Source organism: Gluconobacter cerinus (genome assembly GCF_002723935.1).
Lineage (GTDB): Bacteria > Pseudomonadota > Alphaproteobacteria > Acetobacterales > Acetobacteraceae > Gluconobacter > Gluconobacter cerinus.
Genome location: NZ_BEWM01000001.1, coordinates 740,034 through 756,556 on the forward strand (window position 1 = coordinate 740,034; position 16,523 = coordinate 756,556).

Here is a 16,523-nt window from a genome sequence, read left to right on the forward strand (position 1 = left end):
GCCCGGCTTTTAATAAAATCACAAATTCCAGTCGCTTTTCAGCCAAGGAAGCCCTCAGCCTGAAGAACCGACAGGGCCTGCTGGATGCGGTGCTTGTAAAGATGCTGTTCCATCGTTCTGGCCTGTGCCTTACGGCTCATAGCAAGACGAGCTTCATCATCTCCGATGTACTTCTCTACAAGCCGCTCAAAATCGATCCGGTTTGAGAAGACCGGAATTTCGTCTGCATTATAATACCGACGAAGCTCATGCGTATCTTCATGAAAGACCTGAAACGCGCCTGCCAGAGCGGCTTCGAACGTCCGCGGGCCAGGCGTGGAGGGGGCAATCACAAACCGCTTGTTCTCGAAGTGGAGTGAACGGCCAAGGTTCAGCACCAGCTTGGAACGGCGATACAGCTCAACCAGCTGGGATTTTTCAATACGGGCATCCGAGAAGCCAATGCCCAGCTCGCCCCAGCCAGGACCAACAATCTTGATGTTCAGGTTTCGCAGAACCGGAAGCAGATTGCGGACAATGTCCTTACGGCTCGTGAACGCCACACCGCAGAACAGAACATCGATCGTTTTTTCGACATTCTCTTCAATCGGCATGTAATGCAGGCTCGGGCTTGCAGCCAGCGGCAGGTGGAACACCAGATCACGCTGATAGAAGTTATGGCCCCAGCGATCACAAGAGAAAACGACATCGAAGTCATCGGCGATGCGATAGTTCGCATCCTGCTCATAGGGGTCTTCTGTGGCCCAGAAAACCGTGACAGCGCCAATCTTCTTGGCCTCACGGCAGACCTCACCAAAATAGGTGCTTTCCGGCAGATATGACCCGATGGCGAAAACAATCGTTGGCTTCAGGATCTTGATGGACGCTGCTGCCGCAGAAATGTGAACAGCCGTAACGTTCTCTTCGCCAAAGCACTCACCCCATCCATCCATGATCGATTCACGGATCTGGGCATTGGCCTGACTTTCATAGCGGCCGCCACTGCACACCAGAACACGTCCGGTCAGGCCAGACACTTTCCGCTCCGTTTCAGAGGAACGATCTTTCACTTCTGTCGACATAGCCTCACCTGTTTCCTTAAACTTCATGCCCCGGGTGCGTGGCGTCTTCAAGCTATACACGCCTCAAGGATCTTGGACAGATCCTGTCGGAACCGCGCTGGTGCGCAATCCCGCTCCACCGCCTTCAGCGCTTCACTTCTCAGTCGGGCCCAGAGTGTGCTGTCCTGATAAAGACGGGCGACATGAGACGCAAATTCTTTGGCATCATCCGCAGGCGCAGACAGCAATTCAACATCGTCTGTCCAGCCCACCTGCCCCGCCAACAAGGTCGTTACAACCATCGGCACGCCAAATGCGGCAGCTTCCTGCACTTTGAACGGTAAGCCACCGGCAAACCGCGTCGGCGCAACGAAGACGCGATGCCTGTTGAACAGCGGAGCAAGATCATGCACCGGACCAACAATATCCACACGAGGGTGCCGCGCAAACGCACTCACATCCACCGAAGGATGAATAAAGCCCGCAATCGTAAATCGAACGTCTGACGGCAGAAGATCATCCAGAGCAGGGAGAACCTCCCCTACAAACCATTCAAGACTGTCATGATTCGGCGCGCCTTCATCGTGCAGCGCACCGAGAAAAAGAATATCTCGCCGGGCGTCGAATGTGGCCTTCGTCGGACGGGTCCGCATTTCATGTCCCAGAACGGAAACATTTTCGTACCCGGCGCGACGCACCAGATCTGCATCATGCTCAGTAACCGCGACGATCTGCTGGCAGTAATGAGCGCATTCCAGTTCCCGGCGTAGCATCTCATCAAAGCTCAATGCCGGCTTCGGCAGATCGAGCACCTTGATGCGCTCCAGCGTGCGTGGCGTGGAAATCACTTCCGTATCCAGCACCGCACCCGCTGTCGGCAGATAGCGGCTGGCCTCGTTCATGATAGGCAGGAGGCGCGCCATGTTGTGCGTGCGGCCAACCCATACCAGATCGTAATATCCGGCACGCGCCTGAATAAAATCCGGGAAGGTGGAAAGATGCTGATCCGCGATCAGCTCTACCGTCTCCGGGAAATCTCCAAACAGGTCCAGTTCACTCTGGTCCCTCGGGAGAAGGGGAAACACGGTGACCTGGTATCCCAGCCCCGCCATTGCTCGCACCACGTCATTGGAACGGACATACCCTGAACCCAGACGCCTCAGAGGAAGGCGATCTTCAATGAACAGGATATGCTTGCGATCTGAACGACGCTCCCGCGCCTGCACAGCATTTCGAATATGAGCCGGCTGCTGATGCCGTAGAAAATCCTGATGTGCACGCGAAAAAATGCGCAGATTGGCGTGGATCAGCGTCTGAGATCCTACAGAGCCGGAACTGCCGTACTCAAGGTGCTCCACCACGACATTAGGATCATAAACAATCCGTGCGCCCATTTTGAGAATGCGGACACACAGATCCGTATCTTCAAAATAAGCAGGACGGTACCGCAGGTCGTAGCCACCCAATTGAATCAGAATGGACGACCGCACCATCAGAAATGCTGCCGAACAGTAATCTACGTCCCGGACAAAGTTTGCTTCAGGAAGGTTCGGACTGTCTTCCCGGCGATATCCATAAGTTGCGCCATCACGCCAGATGATGGAGCCTGCTTCCTGCAAGCGCATATTCGAACGAATGAGCTTGGCACCCACCGCACCAATATCATCACTTGAACGCAGACGCTGCAAAGCGTGCGCAACACTGTTTGGATAGAGCCGTAGATCGTTGTTCAGATAAAGAACAAACGGCGCATCGACTTCTGCAAGACCAATATTGCAGCCTTCCAGATATCCAATGTTATATCTGAAGCGCAGGATTTTAGCGCCATGAACCATTTCGTCGAGACGACGTGTCTGATCGTGTGAACCAGAGTCCACGACAATAAGCTGAATGGCCCCGGAGTAATTTGCGCGCAATGACGCCAGAGCCTGCATTGTCAGCGCAATCCGGTCATAGACCACGACAATGACACTGAGTTCCGGCACGCCCACGACGGTGAAATCCAGCGGATGGCGAGCCAATGCCGGCAGAAGCGCTTCTGCTTCGCGCTCGAACACCTGCCTTGACTGGCTTTCTTCAATCTCAGGGGTTTCGACCAGCGAAGCACGCTGCCCCTCACCCATTCTGGCCGCAACCAGATGAGCAAAAGGGCTGTCATAAAGATGGTTCCGCACGTCGTTACGGACCTGCGGACGGCTCAGATGAGCGGCGAGATCTACATCGGCTTCAGGCGCACGCCCCTCATGTGCCCCGAACAGCAAAAAATGCTCATAGCCATTGCGGAAAGAGCCCATGTCCAGACAGGCGACCACATCTGGATGAGTGTCTGCATAGAAGCGCTCGGAGAACATTTCCTGCGGATCAAAGAGCCGCGGTGTTTCATTGGTGAGATAATGATGAAGCGCACTGCTATAGCGCCCTTCAGCAATATCACGCCGAACGTCCGGATAGCGCTCCAGATACCAGACCGGATCAAAATACCAGGAGACACGTCCCGCATCCGCGATATCAGAAGGGAGGCTGAGCCAGGATGCAAACAGGCCAATCCGGCTGTCAAAATAGTCGGGATAACGTAAGGCGAGCCGACGACAGAGTTCATCGTCGAAAAAACGATGCCCGCTATAGTAGCGCGCTTCGCCAACTTCAAGATAATGATCATAGCCGTTGCAGAACCCCTGCTCCTGCAAGGAGCGTCGGGTCAGTTCCGGATAACGGCGAAGATAATCGACTTCGTCAAACAGCCAGTGTGCCGAGTGACCATGATAGCCCTCGGCACAGTAGTGCTCAAAGCCAGACCGATATTTTTCCTGGATCAGGTCCCGGCGAACATCCGCATAGGTTTCCCGATACCAGATCTCGTCAAAATACCGGTTGGGAGAATGGCCGTAGCGCTGGCCCGTCTCAAGATAAAACGCATGAAGATCCTGATGGCCTTCATCGCGCATCCAGTCCCCAACCTCCGGATAGCGCAGCAGATACCACTGCGCATCAAACTGGCGCCAGCGAGGCTCGCGCGCAGCGGGAGAAGACTCAGGAACCGGATCGGACATAAAAAACTGACCCTCAGGTTCAGGCTATGGCTTTCTCATTCAGAAGCCGCTCCGAACGCTCAGCCTGTTCCGGTGTCAGACCTTCACGGCCTGTCGATACAATCCGTCCACCATCAAACGTCGCAACCAGATCCGTAATATGCGTGCCGAAAACATCCCCGGTCACATTGATCAGCGCGACCCGATAGACGCCATCCATCGGGCGAGCATAACCCTGCATCGGGCTCAGTGTACCCGAGAAACCTGCGCAGAGCGGAGCATCACGATGCACGCCTGCCACGTCCTGACGCGCAATACGGTCTGTCGCGAACAACGTCACTTCGTCACGCTCCGTCTGAATCAGGCCAACATAAATTTGCCCTGCGCGAGACAGACTCTTCAGGAAAGCCCAGCCGCGAACGGAGATGCTTCCAAAAGGCTCAATCTCCTGAACAGGCTCTCCAATGACGCCTGTAAATTCGTCAATGAAGTTTTCCAGCATGCCACTGCCATACGGATGCAGTTCATTTTTCTGGAAACCAGACAGCTTGATACCGCGAAGCAGTCCATCGCTATGGGAAACACGATTGAAGTCAGAAAGGATCACGTCGTTTGAAGGAGCTGAGCGATGGATCGCGTCAATCTTGCCGCCCTCAACTTCGATCTGAATAGACGTCAGCTGGAACGCTGCCTGACCGTTGATGACATTGATCAGACCAACACGGAAACGACCTTCACACCATTTTCCACGCAGGGCTGTTTTGCCAGAGAACCCTGAACGACGCGGAGATCCGTTGAACATTTCAACAATGTCGCCACGAATTTCACGTTCGCATTCAAGGAAGATCAACGGACTGTCCGCGCCTTCTTCAATCAGCACAGTCAGCATACGTCCAGCAGTGCTGACGCCTGGAAGCAGGAACCAGCCACGAATATGGAACTCATTGGCGCCCTTGAAATCTTCATCTTCGTTCGTGGCAAAGACATGATGACAAACGTCGTCAATGTAGCATTCGGCGCCCTGGATGGAGAACCAGTCCGATACGGGAATGGGGAGCTCGACAGAGAGATCACGCGTGGTCGGCGGATCAAAAATATGACGCGGGGGAGCCTGATGACGCCATGATGCGTGCGGCAGAAGATGCACCTGCCCTGCATCCAGACGAAGATCTGCAACGCCCATCGGACGACGTGGCACGACATCCTGATAAAGTTTCAGCAAGCCGTCCGCATAGTCACGGGCATGCGTCCAAAGATGCGGGCCAATGTTTGCCATAATCTTTTTACGCACAGGCTCGGAAGAACGCAGAAGTTCGAGACGTTCCAGAACCATGCTTGGGCGATTGATGGGGACCTTGAAACCGTTAACACCGTCTTCAACACGATCCCCCAGAGCGCCAACATCGGTCACAATGGGGATCAGGTCGTTCTGCCAGGCCTCAGACAAGGAAATGCAGTAAGTCTCCGGCCAGATCGACAGGTTGAGCGCGACATCAGCCTTTTTCAGGGCCTCGATGTCACCCATGTCATAACGGCCATAGAGCTTCACATTCGAGCGGCTGCTTGCGTTCAGAACAGCTTCGTACTCTGGGTGCACATAACCGAAGATGTGGAAGACAAAATGATCTGGGTGAGCGATCTCGATCAGGCTCAGGATCGTATCTGCACCCTTGGTTCTCAGGAAGTTACCGACAATCGCAACATTCAGCGGCGCGTCACCCAACGGAGCATAGCTCTTCGGCTTGACGGGCACGGTGTTCTCAGGGCTCGGGATACCCGTGATCAGACTGATTTTTTCGTTGAGGATCGGATAGATCTCATGCGTCAGATCACGAGAGTGCTGTGTCCCGAACATGATGGCATCAACAGAGTGAAGCATCTTGGCGACAAAGGCCCGACGCGTCTGTTCACCACCATGATCAACATTCTCAGAAGCCTTCAGCGTGATATCTGCTGACAGGACTGACCGAACCTCATCTTCCACATAACGCAGTTCGTGGTTCAGCAGGTTGTAACGAGCTGAGACCAGCCAGAAGTCATGCGCGGAGAAAACCACGCCCACACCATTGGCCTTGGCGATGATGGGCAATGACAGTGCGTGATGTCCAAGATGCTGGAAATGGACGATGTCCATATTATACTGACTGATTACGCTCGAAAACGCCATTTCTTCAGGCGCATCGCACATCGCGTCCTGCCAGCCCACTTCGGGCACGTCAAAGCGTTCGAGTTCCTGCCCACTCGCAGTCGTCAGACGGCAGAACGTGCCACGACGCAACCAGTAGAAAAACTCAACGTCGCGCCCCAGCAGGGAGCAAAGCGCCTGCTGGTAGACTTCAACACCACCCCACGCCTGCTCATGAATTGTGGAATGCGTGCACATCAGCACCCGCAGACGACGGCGACGCTCGACCGGCACGATGTCGGCGGCTTTGCGGCGGCCAAAATCAGCCCCCGTAATATCACGCATTTTCTCGAGACGATGCTCGTACAGATGATGCGCCAGTACTGACTTCTGGGACGCCTGCGCGGCTTTGCGGCGCGTGTTCTTGTTGTTCAGGATACGGGCAACGGCATCCACGACGCCATCGGGATCACGCGCAAGGCTGATTCCTTCGACCGTATCGAAATGCTCGCTGCCCATGCTTTCCGGCGCTTCGACAACCTGTGCCGTACCGCCCAGAGCAAGTTCGAAAAAGCGTGGCCCCGGAGCTGTGGCCTGGCTGACGTCGCCATGGCTGGCGTAATCACGGAACATCGTCAGAGTGACAGCACTGACATTCGCGAAGTCAATAAACGCTTCGTGGCTGATCGGGCGCTGGATCGCAAGCGCCGCGAGATCCGCGGGTAGAGGCGGCAGATATTCGTTACCAGGGCAAACAAGCTTCAGCTTGGCATCCGGAAAGGCAGCAATCACGCGTCGCAGGGTTTGGACGCGGTTCGGCCACATCGTGCCAGCAAAAAAGATATCATATTCCAGCTCAGCAGCCGGAAGAACCTTACGCTCATGAATGGAGCGGCTCGCTGCCAGAGGCAGGTAGTGCCCCTTGCCGTGGTAGTATTCGGCGCAGGACGGATCGTTCGTAAAGACGAAATCAAAAAGACCGGCATTTTCAACATTGAAGTCCCGCATGAACGGGTCTTCAAACGTCCAGAGAATCAAGGTCTTGAATGCAGGTCGAACGCGACGGATCAATGGAAGATTAATCCGCTGCGCGTCCAGGCAAATCAGAACATCATGTTCACCAGAAGCAGCAATACTGCCCAGGGACATATTGTCAGCGACAACAACCTGGTCATTACCGAATAGAGATCGGGCCGCCCGTTCGACCGCCAGCGTAAGGTAGGAATTGGGATTGTGGGTATAATTTGTGTTGTAAATAACCGCCATCAATCTCCTGAGCGCAAAGCGCCCACTCCCATCTCAAACCGACGCAATCAGTCTTCCGGGCAAGAGACCACAAGACCGCTGCCATCACGATACTCAATTCTTACCTGAAGGTTTACAGCAACAAAAGCCCCTGACAAGAAAGAAGATCATTACATCTCAAATACAAAAAAGGGCCGCTTGCGCGGCCCTTTTCTAAAATCATGACAACATAGAGTTATCTGATTTTCAGTCTCTTCAGACGTCTGTAGTACGACGACGGATTGCCGCACCCAGAATGTCACCCAGGGAAGCGCCCGAGTCAGAAGAACCGTATTCGCTGATCGCAGCCTTGTCTTCCTCGACCTCACGGCCGCGGATCGTCAGCGCGAGCTTGCGGGAAGCACGGTCAACGGAAACAATCTTCGCATCGACCTTTTCGCCAACTGCGAAACGCTCCGGACGCTGCTCAGCCTTGTCACGAGCCAGCTCTGCACGACGGATGAAGCCGGTCAGCAGATCGTCGACCTTCACTTCGATACCGTTTGCCTGGACTGCCGTCACGACGCAGGTCACAACAGCACCCTTCTGGATGCGGGACAGGGTGTCGGCTGCCGGATCTTCCTGAAGCTGCTTGATGCCCAGGGAGATGCGCTCCTTCTCAGGATCCACGTCGAGGACCTTGGCCTTAACGACCTGACCCTTCTCGTAGTTCGCCATGGCTGCTTCGCCAGCTTCGTCCCAGGACAGGTCGGACATGTGAACCATGCCGTCGATGTCTGCGGAGAGGCCGATGAACAGACCGAACTCGGTGATGTTGCGGATTTCGCCTTCGATGACAGAGCCAACCTTGTGCTCTTCTTCGAACTGCTCCCAAGGGTTGCGCTGGACCTGCTTGAGACCAAGCGAAATACGACGCTTGGAGCTGTCCACGTCCAGAACCATGACGTCGACTTCCTGGGAAGTAGCGACGATCTTGCCCGGATGGACGTTCTTCTTCGTCCAGGACATTTCGGAAACGTGCACCAGACCTTCGACGCCCGGCTCCAGCTCGACGAATGCACCGTAATCGGTGATGTTCGTAACGCGACCCGTGAAGCGGGCACCAGCCGGATACTTGATGGCGACGTTTTCCCACGGATCAGCTTCAAGCTGCTTCATGCCGAGGGAGATACGCTGCGTGTCCGGGTTGAAGCGGATGACCTGCACGCGAACCGGCTGACCGATCTGCAGAGCTTCGGACGGGTGGTTAATGCGCTTCCATGCGATGTCCGTGACATGCAGGAGGCCGTCAACGCCGCCGAGGTCAACGAACGCACCGTAGTCGGTGATGTTCTTGACGACGCCGTCAAGGATCATGCCTTCCTTCAGGCCCTGGATCAGCTCGGAACGCTGCTCAGCACGGGTCTCTTCAAGAACGGCACGACGGGACACAACGATGTTGCCACGTGCGCGATCCATCTTCAGGATCTGGAACGGCTGCGGCTGACCCATCAGCGGGCCGACGTCGCGAACCGGACGGATGTCAACCTGGCTGCCCGGAAGGAACGCCATTGCGCCGCCGAGATCAACCGTGAAGCCACCCTTGACGCGACCATAGATCGTGCCGTTGACGCGCTGGTTGTTGCCGAATGCACGCTCCAGAGCGGTCCATGCTTCTTCACGACGAGCCTTCTCGCGGGAAAGAACGATGGAACCGTCACGGTCTTCGTAACGCTCGACATACAGCTCGACAACGTCGCCCGGCTTTACGTCCGGAGCAGCGCCTGGCGGGCCGAATTCCTTAAGGGAAACGCGACCTTCGCTCTTGAGACCAACATCAACGATAGCGAATTCGTCGGTCAGACGGATCACGCGGCCAGTGACGACGGAGCCGTCAAAACCGGTGTCGCGGCCCAGGGTCTCTTCGAGGAGGGCTGCAAAATCTTCCATGCCGTGAGCGGCAGGGGCCTGTGTGGCTGAAGCCATGTAAATACAATATTCCCGGATTTTCGGCCTGAAACCGATCATCCACGTCTGCGCCACGCGGATCGAAATCTGGCATGACGACTCCCCGCTGCCTCAAAAGGTCAGACCGGGTCCGTTAAATTATGGCCCGCACGCAAAACGCATGACGGACGACACTTTCCCCCTTCGGGCAATGTGCTAACCCGCAACAACACCTTCCACAGGCGCTCTGTCAATAAAAAAACAGGTGTCAGACGGGCAGATACCGCAACTCAGATCCGAGTTATGCGCCGCCTGATTTCTTCATGCGCCTTTTCAAGCACTTGCTCTGCAGAAAGCTCATCCGTCTCAATCAGAAGCGCATCTGCGGCCTGCACCAGAGGCGCAGTATCCCTCGAAGAATCCCGCGAGTCACGCGCAATGATCTCAGCGATCGCAGCGTCCAGCTCAGCCTCTGTGATCGCTGCGTCCCCGTGCACTTGGCGATGGCGACGAAGGGCCCGCGCCCTAGGGGAGGCCGTGATGAAAAACTTTACGTCCGCATCCGGGAAAACAACTGTGCCGATATCCCGCCCGTCAACAACGGCCCCTGTCTGGGCGGCGAACACACGTTGACGCTCCAGAAGAGCTTCACGCACAGCAGGCTGGCTAGCTACCAGTGAGGCACCGCGGTCGATTTCCGGAACACGCAGATCGCTTCTCCGCAGATCCTCCTGCTCTAGCGCTTCCGCCTGTGCAGAAGCATCGCCCGCAGGGTCAAGACCTGCATCAATCATGCGCCTTGCAACCGCACGATACAGGAGGCCCGTATCCAGATAGGGCAAGGACAGCCGGGAGGCGAGCGCCTTGGCCAGCGTCCCCTTTCCGGCAGCTGCTGGCCCATCAACGGCAATGACGAGCGGACGGCTCATGCCCGGATATCCGCACCCAGACCATTCATGAGGTCAACGAAACCGGGGAAGCTGGTTTCAATGAAGGCCGTATCATCAATATGAACCGGCTTCTGCGCCGCCAGACCAAACACGATCCCACTCATGGCCAAGCGATGATCCATGTGCGTCGTCACGCTTCCGCCACCTAGTGGGTTCTGAAAACCACGGACAATCAGGTCATCGCCAACCACTTCGGTTTCAGCACCATTCACATTGAGCAGGGAAACCGTAGCAGCCAGACGGTCACTTTCCTTCACCCGAAGTTCTTCCAGACCACGCAGGCGGGAGGAACCTTCCGCAAAAGCGCAGGCAACGGCCAGAACGGGGTATTCGTCAATCATGGAAGGTGCACGCTCTGGCGGCACATCCACACCCTTGAGCTTGCTGTGTCGTGCGCGAAGGTCGCCTACAGGCTCGCCGCCCTCAACACGCTCGTTTTCAATGGTCAGATCAGCACCCATTTCGAGCAGGGTAGTGAACAGACCCGTCCGAAGCGGGTTCAAACCAACATTCTCAATCAGCAGATCGGAACCAGGAACCAGCAGCGCAGCCACAAGCGGGAATGCAGAAGACGACGGATCACCCGGAACTGTCACGTCCCGTGCGGTGAGCTTCACCGGTCCGGTCAGCTCGATTCGGCGTCCACCAGCATCCAGAACGGAAACATCAACATCCACGCCAAAATGACGGAGCATATTTTCCGTATGATCGCGGGTGGCGACAGGCTCTTCCACAACCGTACGGCCAACCGCATTCAGCCCGGCCAGAAGAACTGCTGATTTCACCTGCGCAGAAGCAACTGGCAGACGGTATTCAAGCGGTGTCGCCTGACCATTGCCACGCACGGCCATCGGCAAACGGCCGCCCTCACGGGACAAAAACTCGGAACCATTCTTCGAAAGCGGGTCCATCACACGACGCATTGGACGGGAGCGCAGGGAAGCATCCCCGGTCATGACGCTGTTCATTCGGTGGGAAGAAAGAATACCGGACAGGAGCCGCGCTGCTGTCCCGGAATTCCCCATATCCAGCACGTCTGCCGGCTCGGTCAGCTCACCGACGCCACGGCCGTCAATGGTCCAGACGGCGCCGTCACGCGTGATCGTCGCACCCAGCGCGCGCATGGCGTCTGCGGTGCGCAGAACGTCTTCACCCTCCAGAAGGCCGTAAACCTTCGTACGGCCATGTGCGAGGGAGGCCAACATCAGCGAACGATGGCTGATGGATTTGTCACCCGGTACGAGGGTACGGCCGGAAAGTCCCTTCGGGGACGCGGAAACTGTCAGAGGTCGCGCTTGCATGTGCACTTTCATGCGAGGGTCATTCCTGTGTGTCAATCACCCTGAAATACGTCCCCTCATGCAGATTTCGGGACACTTCGAGTTTGACATGGCGGAAACAAGCTGGCATGGCCGCGTTCCTTATCCGAGGCATTGGCAGGCTTGCGCAACATGGCAAAACCCGAACTCGGTCTAAAACGGACGTGCGTTGAGTGCGGCGCCCGCTTCTATGACCTGAACCGCGTCCCTACGGTGTGCCCGAAATGTGGCACCACCCAGCCGAACGATATCGGCCGTCTCAAGCGTAGCGAAGGACCGCTGCCTGAGGAGAAAGATCCGAACGCTCCGAAGGACGAGAACGAGGATGATGTAGACGTCGATCTGGACACGGACGATGATGCAGATGACGATGTCATCGCAGCAGACGACGATCTGGATGATGACGATGATCTCTCGAACGACATCGAAGTTTCGACTGACAAAGACGACCGCGACGACCACTAAGGTCGTCCGTGCTCTTTCCTTTGCAGCAGTATTGAGCGGCTGTGCCGGTCCGGGAGACGCCTTGTCCCCGGATGGCGCAGCCGTTCGTGCATTAAAGGACCGCCTGGAGCGTCATCCCAGCGCAACAGCAGTTCTTCAGGAGCATTGCTCCGTTCTCATTCGCGTTGTGCGCCTCCCCGTTGGAGAACAGCCTTCACAGGAAACCCTGCGTCTTCTGGAGGTCTCAGACCCTCAGCAGGTTCGCACACGTCACGTTCAGCTTCTGTGTGGGGATGTCCCGCTCTCTGATGCTTGGAACTGGTATGTGCCGGAACGTCTGACAGATGACATGAACCATCTGCTGGAAACGACGGATACGCCTTTTGGCAAAGCTGTCTCGAAGACGAATTTTTATCGCCAACGACTCGAAACACGTTTTCCAGATAACGCCACAGGAATCGTGCTCGAAAACCGTGCGGTCCTCAGACGCGCTTCAGACAACGCACCAATTTCTCTGGTTGTGGAAGATTATCTGCCTGGTGCGCTGAAACCTCAGCCCTAATTTATCGCGCAGGCGACCAGTTCAGGTGTTGCCCGCCATCCATGGCCAGCATCTGCCCCGTGACGGACGGGAGAGAAAAAAGCGCGAGCGCGGCTTCAGCGATTTCTTCGGGAGACGACCCGCGCTTCAGAGGCGTTTGCGCGCACATCTTGTCAAAATGCTCCTGAGACTGCCGACCTACTGTTGGCAGAACAGGCCCTGGGCCAATGGCATTAACGCGAATACGCGGTGCCAGTGCCAGCGCAAGCGTTTGAGTTAGCGTCCACAAGCCTGCTCGGGACACGGTGTAGCTGATAAAATGTGGCGTCAGATTCCACACGCGCTGATCCAGCATGTTCAAAATCAGCCCTTCAGCCTCTGACGGCAGGGCTGCTGCCATCGCCTGAGAGAGGACGAATGGAGCCCTCAGATTCGGCTCAAGATGCTGGTCCCAGCTTTCGCGAGTTACAGTCTCGACTTCATCACGAATGAACGCTGAAGCGTTGTTGATGAGCACACCGATCGGACCAAGCTGATGAACTGCTTCAGCAATCAGCCTGTTCACATCCGATTCACACGACAGATCTGCGCCAATCACACATCCGCGGCCGCCAATGTGATCGAGCAGATCCAGCGCTTCTGTTTTGCTGTCGCGATAATGAATGGCAACAGAAAAACCCTGCCCGGCCAACATTTCAACCAGCGCCCGACCAATCCGACGCGCGCCACCAGTCACAATCGCCGTACGGGGGACCAGAGCGGAAATCATAACGCGCGTCGTGCAATCAGGGCGGCGGCCAACGTGCCATCATCGAGCACATCCAGAGCGCCCCCCATGGGAACACCATGTCCGACACGGCTGACGACCACGCCCGTTGATGCCAGTTTTTCCTGAAGCCAGTGCGCTGTTGTCGCCCCCTCCACTGTCGCGCCAAGAGCAAGAATGACTTCTCTCACTCCACCTTCGGCAATACGGTCCAGCAGGGAAGAGACATTCAGATCTTCGGGCCCGAGACCCGCAAGCGCCGATAACGTCCCACCCAGAACCTGATAGACCCCGCGATGTACGCCAGCACGTTCAAGGGCCCACAGATCACCCACAGTTTCGACCACGCACACCAGACCGCCATCACGGGTTGAGTCCGTACAGATGTGGCAGGGATCAATGGTGTCGAGATTGCCGCAAAGGGAGCATGTGCGGACGCTTGTGGCAGCCCGTTCCATGAGATGCGCCAAAGGCAACATCCGCGCCTCTGGCTGCCGCAGCAAACTGAGCGCAGCGCGACGGGCTGACCTAGGGCCGAGCCCCGGCAGGCGAGACAGCATGGAAATCAGCTGCTCGATGTCATTGCTGATCATCATGATGTGACGCCCGCAGAAAAACTATTCAGATCAGAACGGCAGCTTCAGACCCGGCGGCAGATCCAGACCGCCCGTAACGTCGCGCATGGCTTCAGAGCTGGCCGCTTCAGCCTTGTTCTTGGCATCCGTATAGGCTGCCACGATCAGGTCCTGCAGCATTTCCATTTCATTCGGATCGGCCAGCTTCGGATCAATTTTCAGACCCCGCATTTCGCCTTTACCCGTAAGTTGAAGCGTCACGAGACCAGCGCCAGCCGAACCATCTACCGTCAGATTTGCCAGATTTTTCTGGGCCTCTTCCATTTTGGACTGCATCTGGCTGGCCTGCTTCATCAGTCCTGCAAGGTTCTTCATAACGTCTCCTGGTCTTTCAGTTCAGATCATCTTCATCAAGGAAATCAGCGTCCAGAGGCGCGAATTCCAGATCCGGAGGCGAGTCCTCCGTCAATGGTGCGGTTATTTCGGGTGGAAGACCGTATTCATCAAGGGAGTGATCTTGCACATCGCCGATTTTCGCACCGGGGAAAGCATCAAGAATGGCTTGGACCAACGGGTGTGCCTCAACCATTGCACGGTTGATGGCCACCACCTCCGCACCCTGTTCGTCCAGGGTTGGCTCACCTTCGGCTGTGGAAAGACTGATGCGCCACTGGCCGGGAAACATCTCTTCAAGAAAATTCTGAAGGAGACGGTCCGCTTTGGTGTGCTGGTCTTCCAGGCGAACCTGCACATCTGGGGGTGAAAAACGTACCAGATGCACCGACGAGCGCAGAACCCCATGCAACTGCGGCTGCTTGTCCCAAACCAGAGCGACCATCTCGCGCCATGTTCGCGGCGGGGTCGGAGGAAGTTCGGGCTCCGGGGCCAGCTCAGGAGCGGCCTCCGCATAACCCGGCTCAATAATTTCGCCGCCATTGGCCACCAGACGGACATGCGCACGAGGGCCACCCGTGTCAGTGGGCGATACGGACGTCGACAGCACAGGCGCAGTCTGCAACCCAGACGACATCTCTCCGGACGGAGTTGCTCCACCCGAAGGGCCTGATGGCAATGAGAGATCGACCCCGCCTTCAGTCAACTGACGGATCAGACGGTCAGGCGTCGGGAGAAGGCTGGCGTGGCACAGTCGAATCAGGACCATTTCAGCCGCCTGACGACGATCCGGCGCGGATTCAACTTCGTTCACACCCTTCAGAAGAATCTGCCAGGCTCGTCCCAAACTGCTGGTTGAGAGCCTGTCTGCCAACACGCCACCACGCAGTCTTTCGGCTTCTGGAAGGTCCCGGCTTTCACGAAGACCCGGCATCGCCTTAAGACGGGAAACAAGATGCAGAAGATCCAGAAGATCCGTCAGGAGAACGCCGAGATCAGCACCACGCGCATAAGCCTGATCGGTAAGGTCCAAGGCCTCTGCTGCCTTGCCAGCCATAAGGGCATCAAGCAGATCAAAGACCAGTCCACGATCTGCCAGACCCAACATGTCTGACACGGCATCGGCGTCGCTTGCACCCTGTGCAATCGCCTGATCCAGCAGAGATAATCCGTCACGGACCGAGCCATCAGCTGCACGGGCAATGAGCGCCAAAGCGTCTTCGGAAAGAGTGGCTCCTTCCTTTTCGGCAATACGCCCGAAATGTTCGGTCAGCAGCGCCTGAGGCACCCGCCGGAGGTCAAACCGCTGACAGCGGGACAGCACCGTCACCGGAACTTTCCGCAACTCCGTCGTGGCAAAAATGAACGTGACCTGTGACGGAGGCTCTTCCAGCGTTTTCAGCAGGGCATTGAACGCATTGCGAGACAGCATGTGCACTTCATCGATGATGAAGACTTTCATGCGCGCCTGCATCGGGCGGAAACGGGTCGCCTCAATGATTTCACGCACATCATCAACGCCCGTGCGAGACGCTGCATCCATTTCCAGAACGTCCGGATGCCGGTCCGCGAGGATGGCAGTGCAGTTTGCACAGACGCCACAAGGCTCCGCGGTCGGTCCACCTTTCCCGTCTGGCCCAATGCAGTTCAAGGCGCGTGCGATAATTCGGGCGGTCGTGGTTTTCCCCACGCCGCGCACACCCGTAAGCATGAAGGCATGCGCCACACGCTTCAGCTCGAACGCACGACGCAGGATTCGTACCAGCGAGTCCTGACCAATCAGATCATCGAGTGTCTGGGGGCGATATTTTCGGGCGAGGACACGATAAGGCGTGCTTTTTTCTGCCTGAACAGGAACTGGAACCTGCTCGGCCGGGGCTTCACCAAAGAAGCCACCACCGCTCTCAGGCGGCAGGGGAAGATCGTCGATATCGTCAGTCATGAAACTGGAAAGCCGTCAGAGCGGGGAATGAGACCGCACTCTGTCGGTCTTGCACCGGGGCGCCTGGCAGTAAAACTGCCGCGCCCACAGGCTGCACTAGGTAGGAGGCCGGACATTTAACCCGGATAAAACTCACTGCGGCTGCTTCCTTCCGGACCTGACCGGGTTGGCAAGGTATCCGTCCAAAGCCGACCTCCCGGCGCTCTCCTAACACGGAGATAGGGGTGT

At 56.6% G+C, this 16,523-nt stretch carries 12 protein-coding genes and 1 other RNA gene; 2 read left to right on the top strand and 11 right to left on the bottom strand.

Features of this window, described 5'->3' with window-relative positions:
* Positions 1 to 38: 38 nt before the first annotated feature.
* From GCE01_RS03420 to aroA, 6 genes are all read right to left on the bottom strand, one after another.
* Positions 39 to 1,061, bottom strand: a complete 1,023-nt coding sequence (locus tag GCE01_RS03420) for a CgeB family protein (RefSeq protein WP_086633807.1) — start codon at positions 1,059 to 1,061, stop codon at positions 39 to 41.
* Between the two features lie 47 nt (positions 1,062 to 1,108).
* Positions 1,109 to 4,090 carry a glycosyltransferase gene (locus GCE01_RS03425; RefSeq protein ID WP_099210925.1) on the bottom strand — a complete coding sequence of 994 codons (2,982 nt, stop codon included), beginning with the start codon at positions 4,088 to 4,090 and terminating at the stop codon, positions 1,109 to 1,111.
* A 19-nt stretch (positions 4,091 to 4,109) separates the two neighbouring features.
* A complete protein-coding gene (locus GCE01_RS03430; protein ID WP_099210927.1) occupies positions 4,110 to 7,460 on the bottom strand; it encodes a glycosyltransferase family protein in 3,351 nt (1,116 codons plus the stop codon).
* Positions 7,461 to 7,694: 234 nt separating this feature from the next.
* On the bottom strand, positions 7,695 to 9,404 hold the full coding sequence (gene rpsA, locus GCE01_RS03435; protein WP_086633806.1) for a 30S ribosomal protein S1: 1,710 nt from the start codon (positions 9,402 to 9,404) through the stop codon (positions 7,695 to 7,697).
* A 251-nt stretch (positions 9,405 to 9,655) separates the two neighbouring features.
* Positions 9,656 to 10,294: a (d)CMP kinase gene (gene cmk, locus GCE01_RS03440; RefSeq protein ID WP_099210929.1), complete on the bottom strand. Its 639-nt coding sequence runs from the start codon at positions 10,292 to 10,294 to the stop codon at positions 9,656 to 9,658.
* Complete coding sequence (aroA, locus tag GCE01_RS03445; RefSeq protein WP_099211139.1) at positions 10,291 to 11,616, bottom strand: 3-phosphoshikimate 1-carboxyvinyltransferase; 1,326 nt, start codon at positions 11,614 to 11,616, stop codon at positions 10,291 to 10,293. The genes cmk and aroA overlap by 4 nt, the downstream gene beginning before the upstream one ends.
* Positions 11,617 to 11,766: 150 nt before the next feature.
* Here aroA and GCE01_RS03450 point away from each other — a divergent pair, with 150 nt between their 5' ends.
* Together GCE01_RS03450 and GCE01_RS03455 are read left to right on the top strand one after the other, a co-directional pair.
* Positions 11,767 to 12,099, top strand: coding sequence for a TIGR02300 family protein (locus GCE01_RS03450; RefSeq protein WP_046900134.1), 333 nt, complete (start codon positions 11,767 to 11,769; stop codon positions 12,097 to 12,099).
* The gene (locus GCE01_RS03455) at positions 12,041 to 12,640 is read left to right on the top strand and encodes a chorismate--pyruvate lyase family protein (protein ID WP_244591063.1); all 600 of its coding nucleotides are present in this window, start codon (positions 12,041 to 12,043) and stop codon (positions 12,638 to 12,640) included. Before GCE01_RS03450 ends, GCE01_RS03455 begins: the two co-directional genes overlap by 59 nt.
* 1 nt (position 12,641) lies before the next feature.
* Here GCE01_RS03455 and GCE01_RS03460 read toward each other — a convergent pair whose 3' ends face one another.
* The 5 genes from GCE01_RS03460 to ffs form a co-directional block, all read right to left on the bottom strand.
* Entirely contained in the window at positions 12,642 to 13,388 is a 747-nt protein-coding gene (locus GCE01_RS03460) for an SDR family oxidoreductase (protein WP_099210933.1), read from the bottom strand.
* Entirely contained in the window at positions 13,385 to 13,978 is a 594-nt protein-coding gene (gene recR / locus GCE01_RS03465) for a recombination mediator RecR (RefSeq protein ID WP_167386111.1), read from the bottom strand. The genes GCE01_RS03460 and recR overlap by 4 nt, the downstream gene beginning before the upstream one ends.
* A gap of 33 nt (positions 13,979 to 14,011) precedes the next feature.
* The gene (locus GCE01_RS03470; protein WP_046900138.1) at positions 14,012 to 14,335 is read right to left on the bottom strand and encodes a YbaB/EbfC family nucleoid-associated protein; all 324 of its coding nucleotides are present in this window, start codon (positions 14,333 to 14,335) and stop codon (positions 14,012 to 14,014) included.
* 16 nt (positions 14,336 to 14,351) lie between these two features.
* On the bottom strand, positions 14,352 to 16,295 hold the full coding sequence (locus GCE01_RS03475; protein WP_099210935.1) for a DNA polymerase III subunit gamma/tau: 1,944 nt from the start codon (positions 16,293 to 16,295) through the stop codon (positions 14,352 to 14,354).
* 100 nt (positions 16,296 to 16,395) lie between these two features.
* An RNA gene (ffs, locus tag GCE01_RS03480) (signal recognition particle sRNA small type) lies at positions 16,396 to 16,492 on the bottom strand.
* Positions 16,493 to 16,523 lie beyond the last annotated feature (31 nt).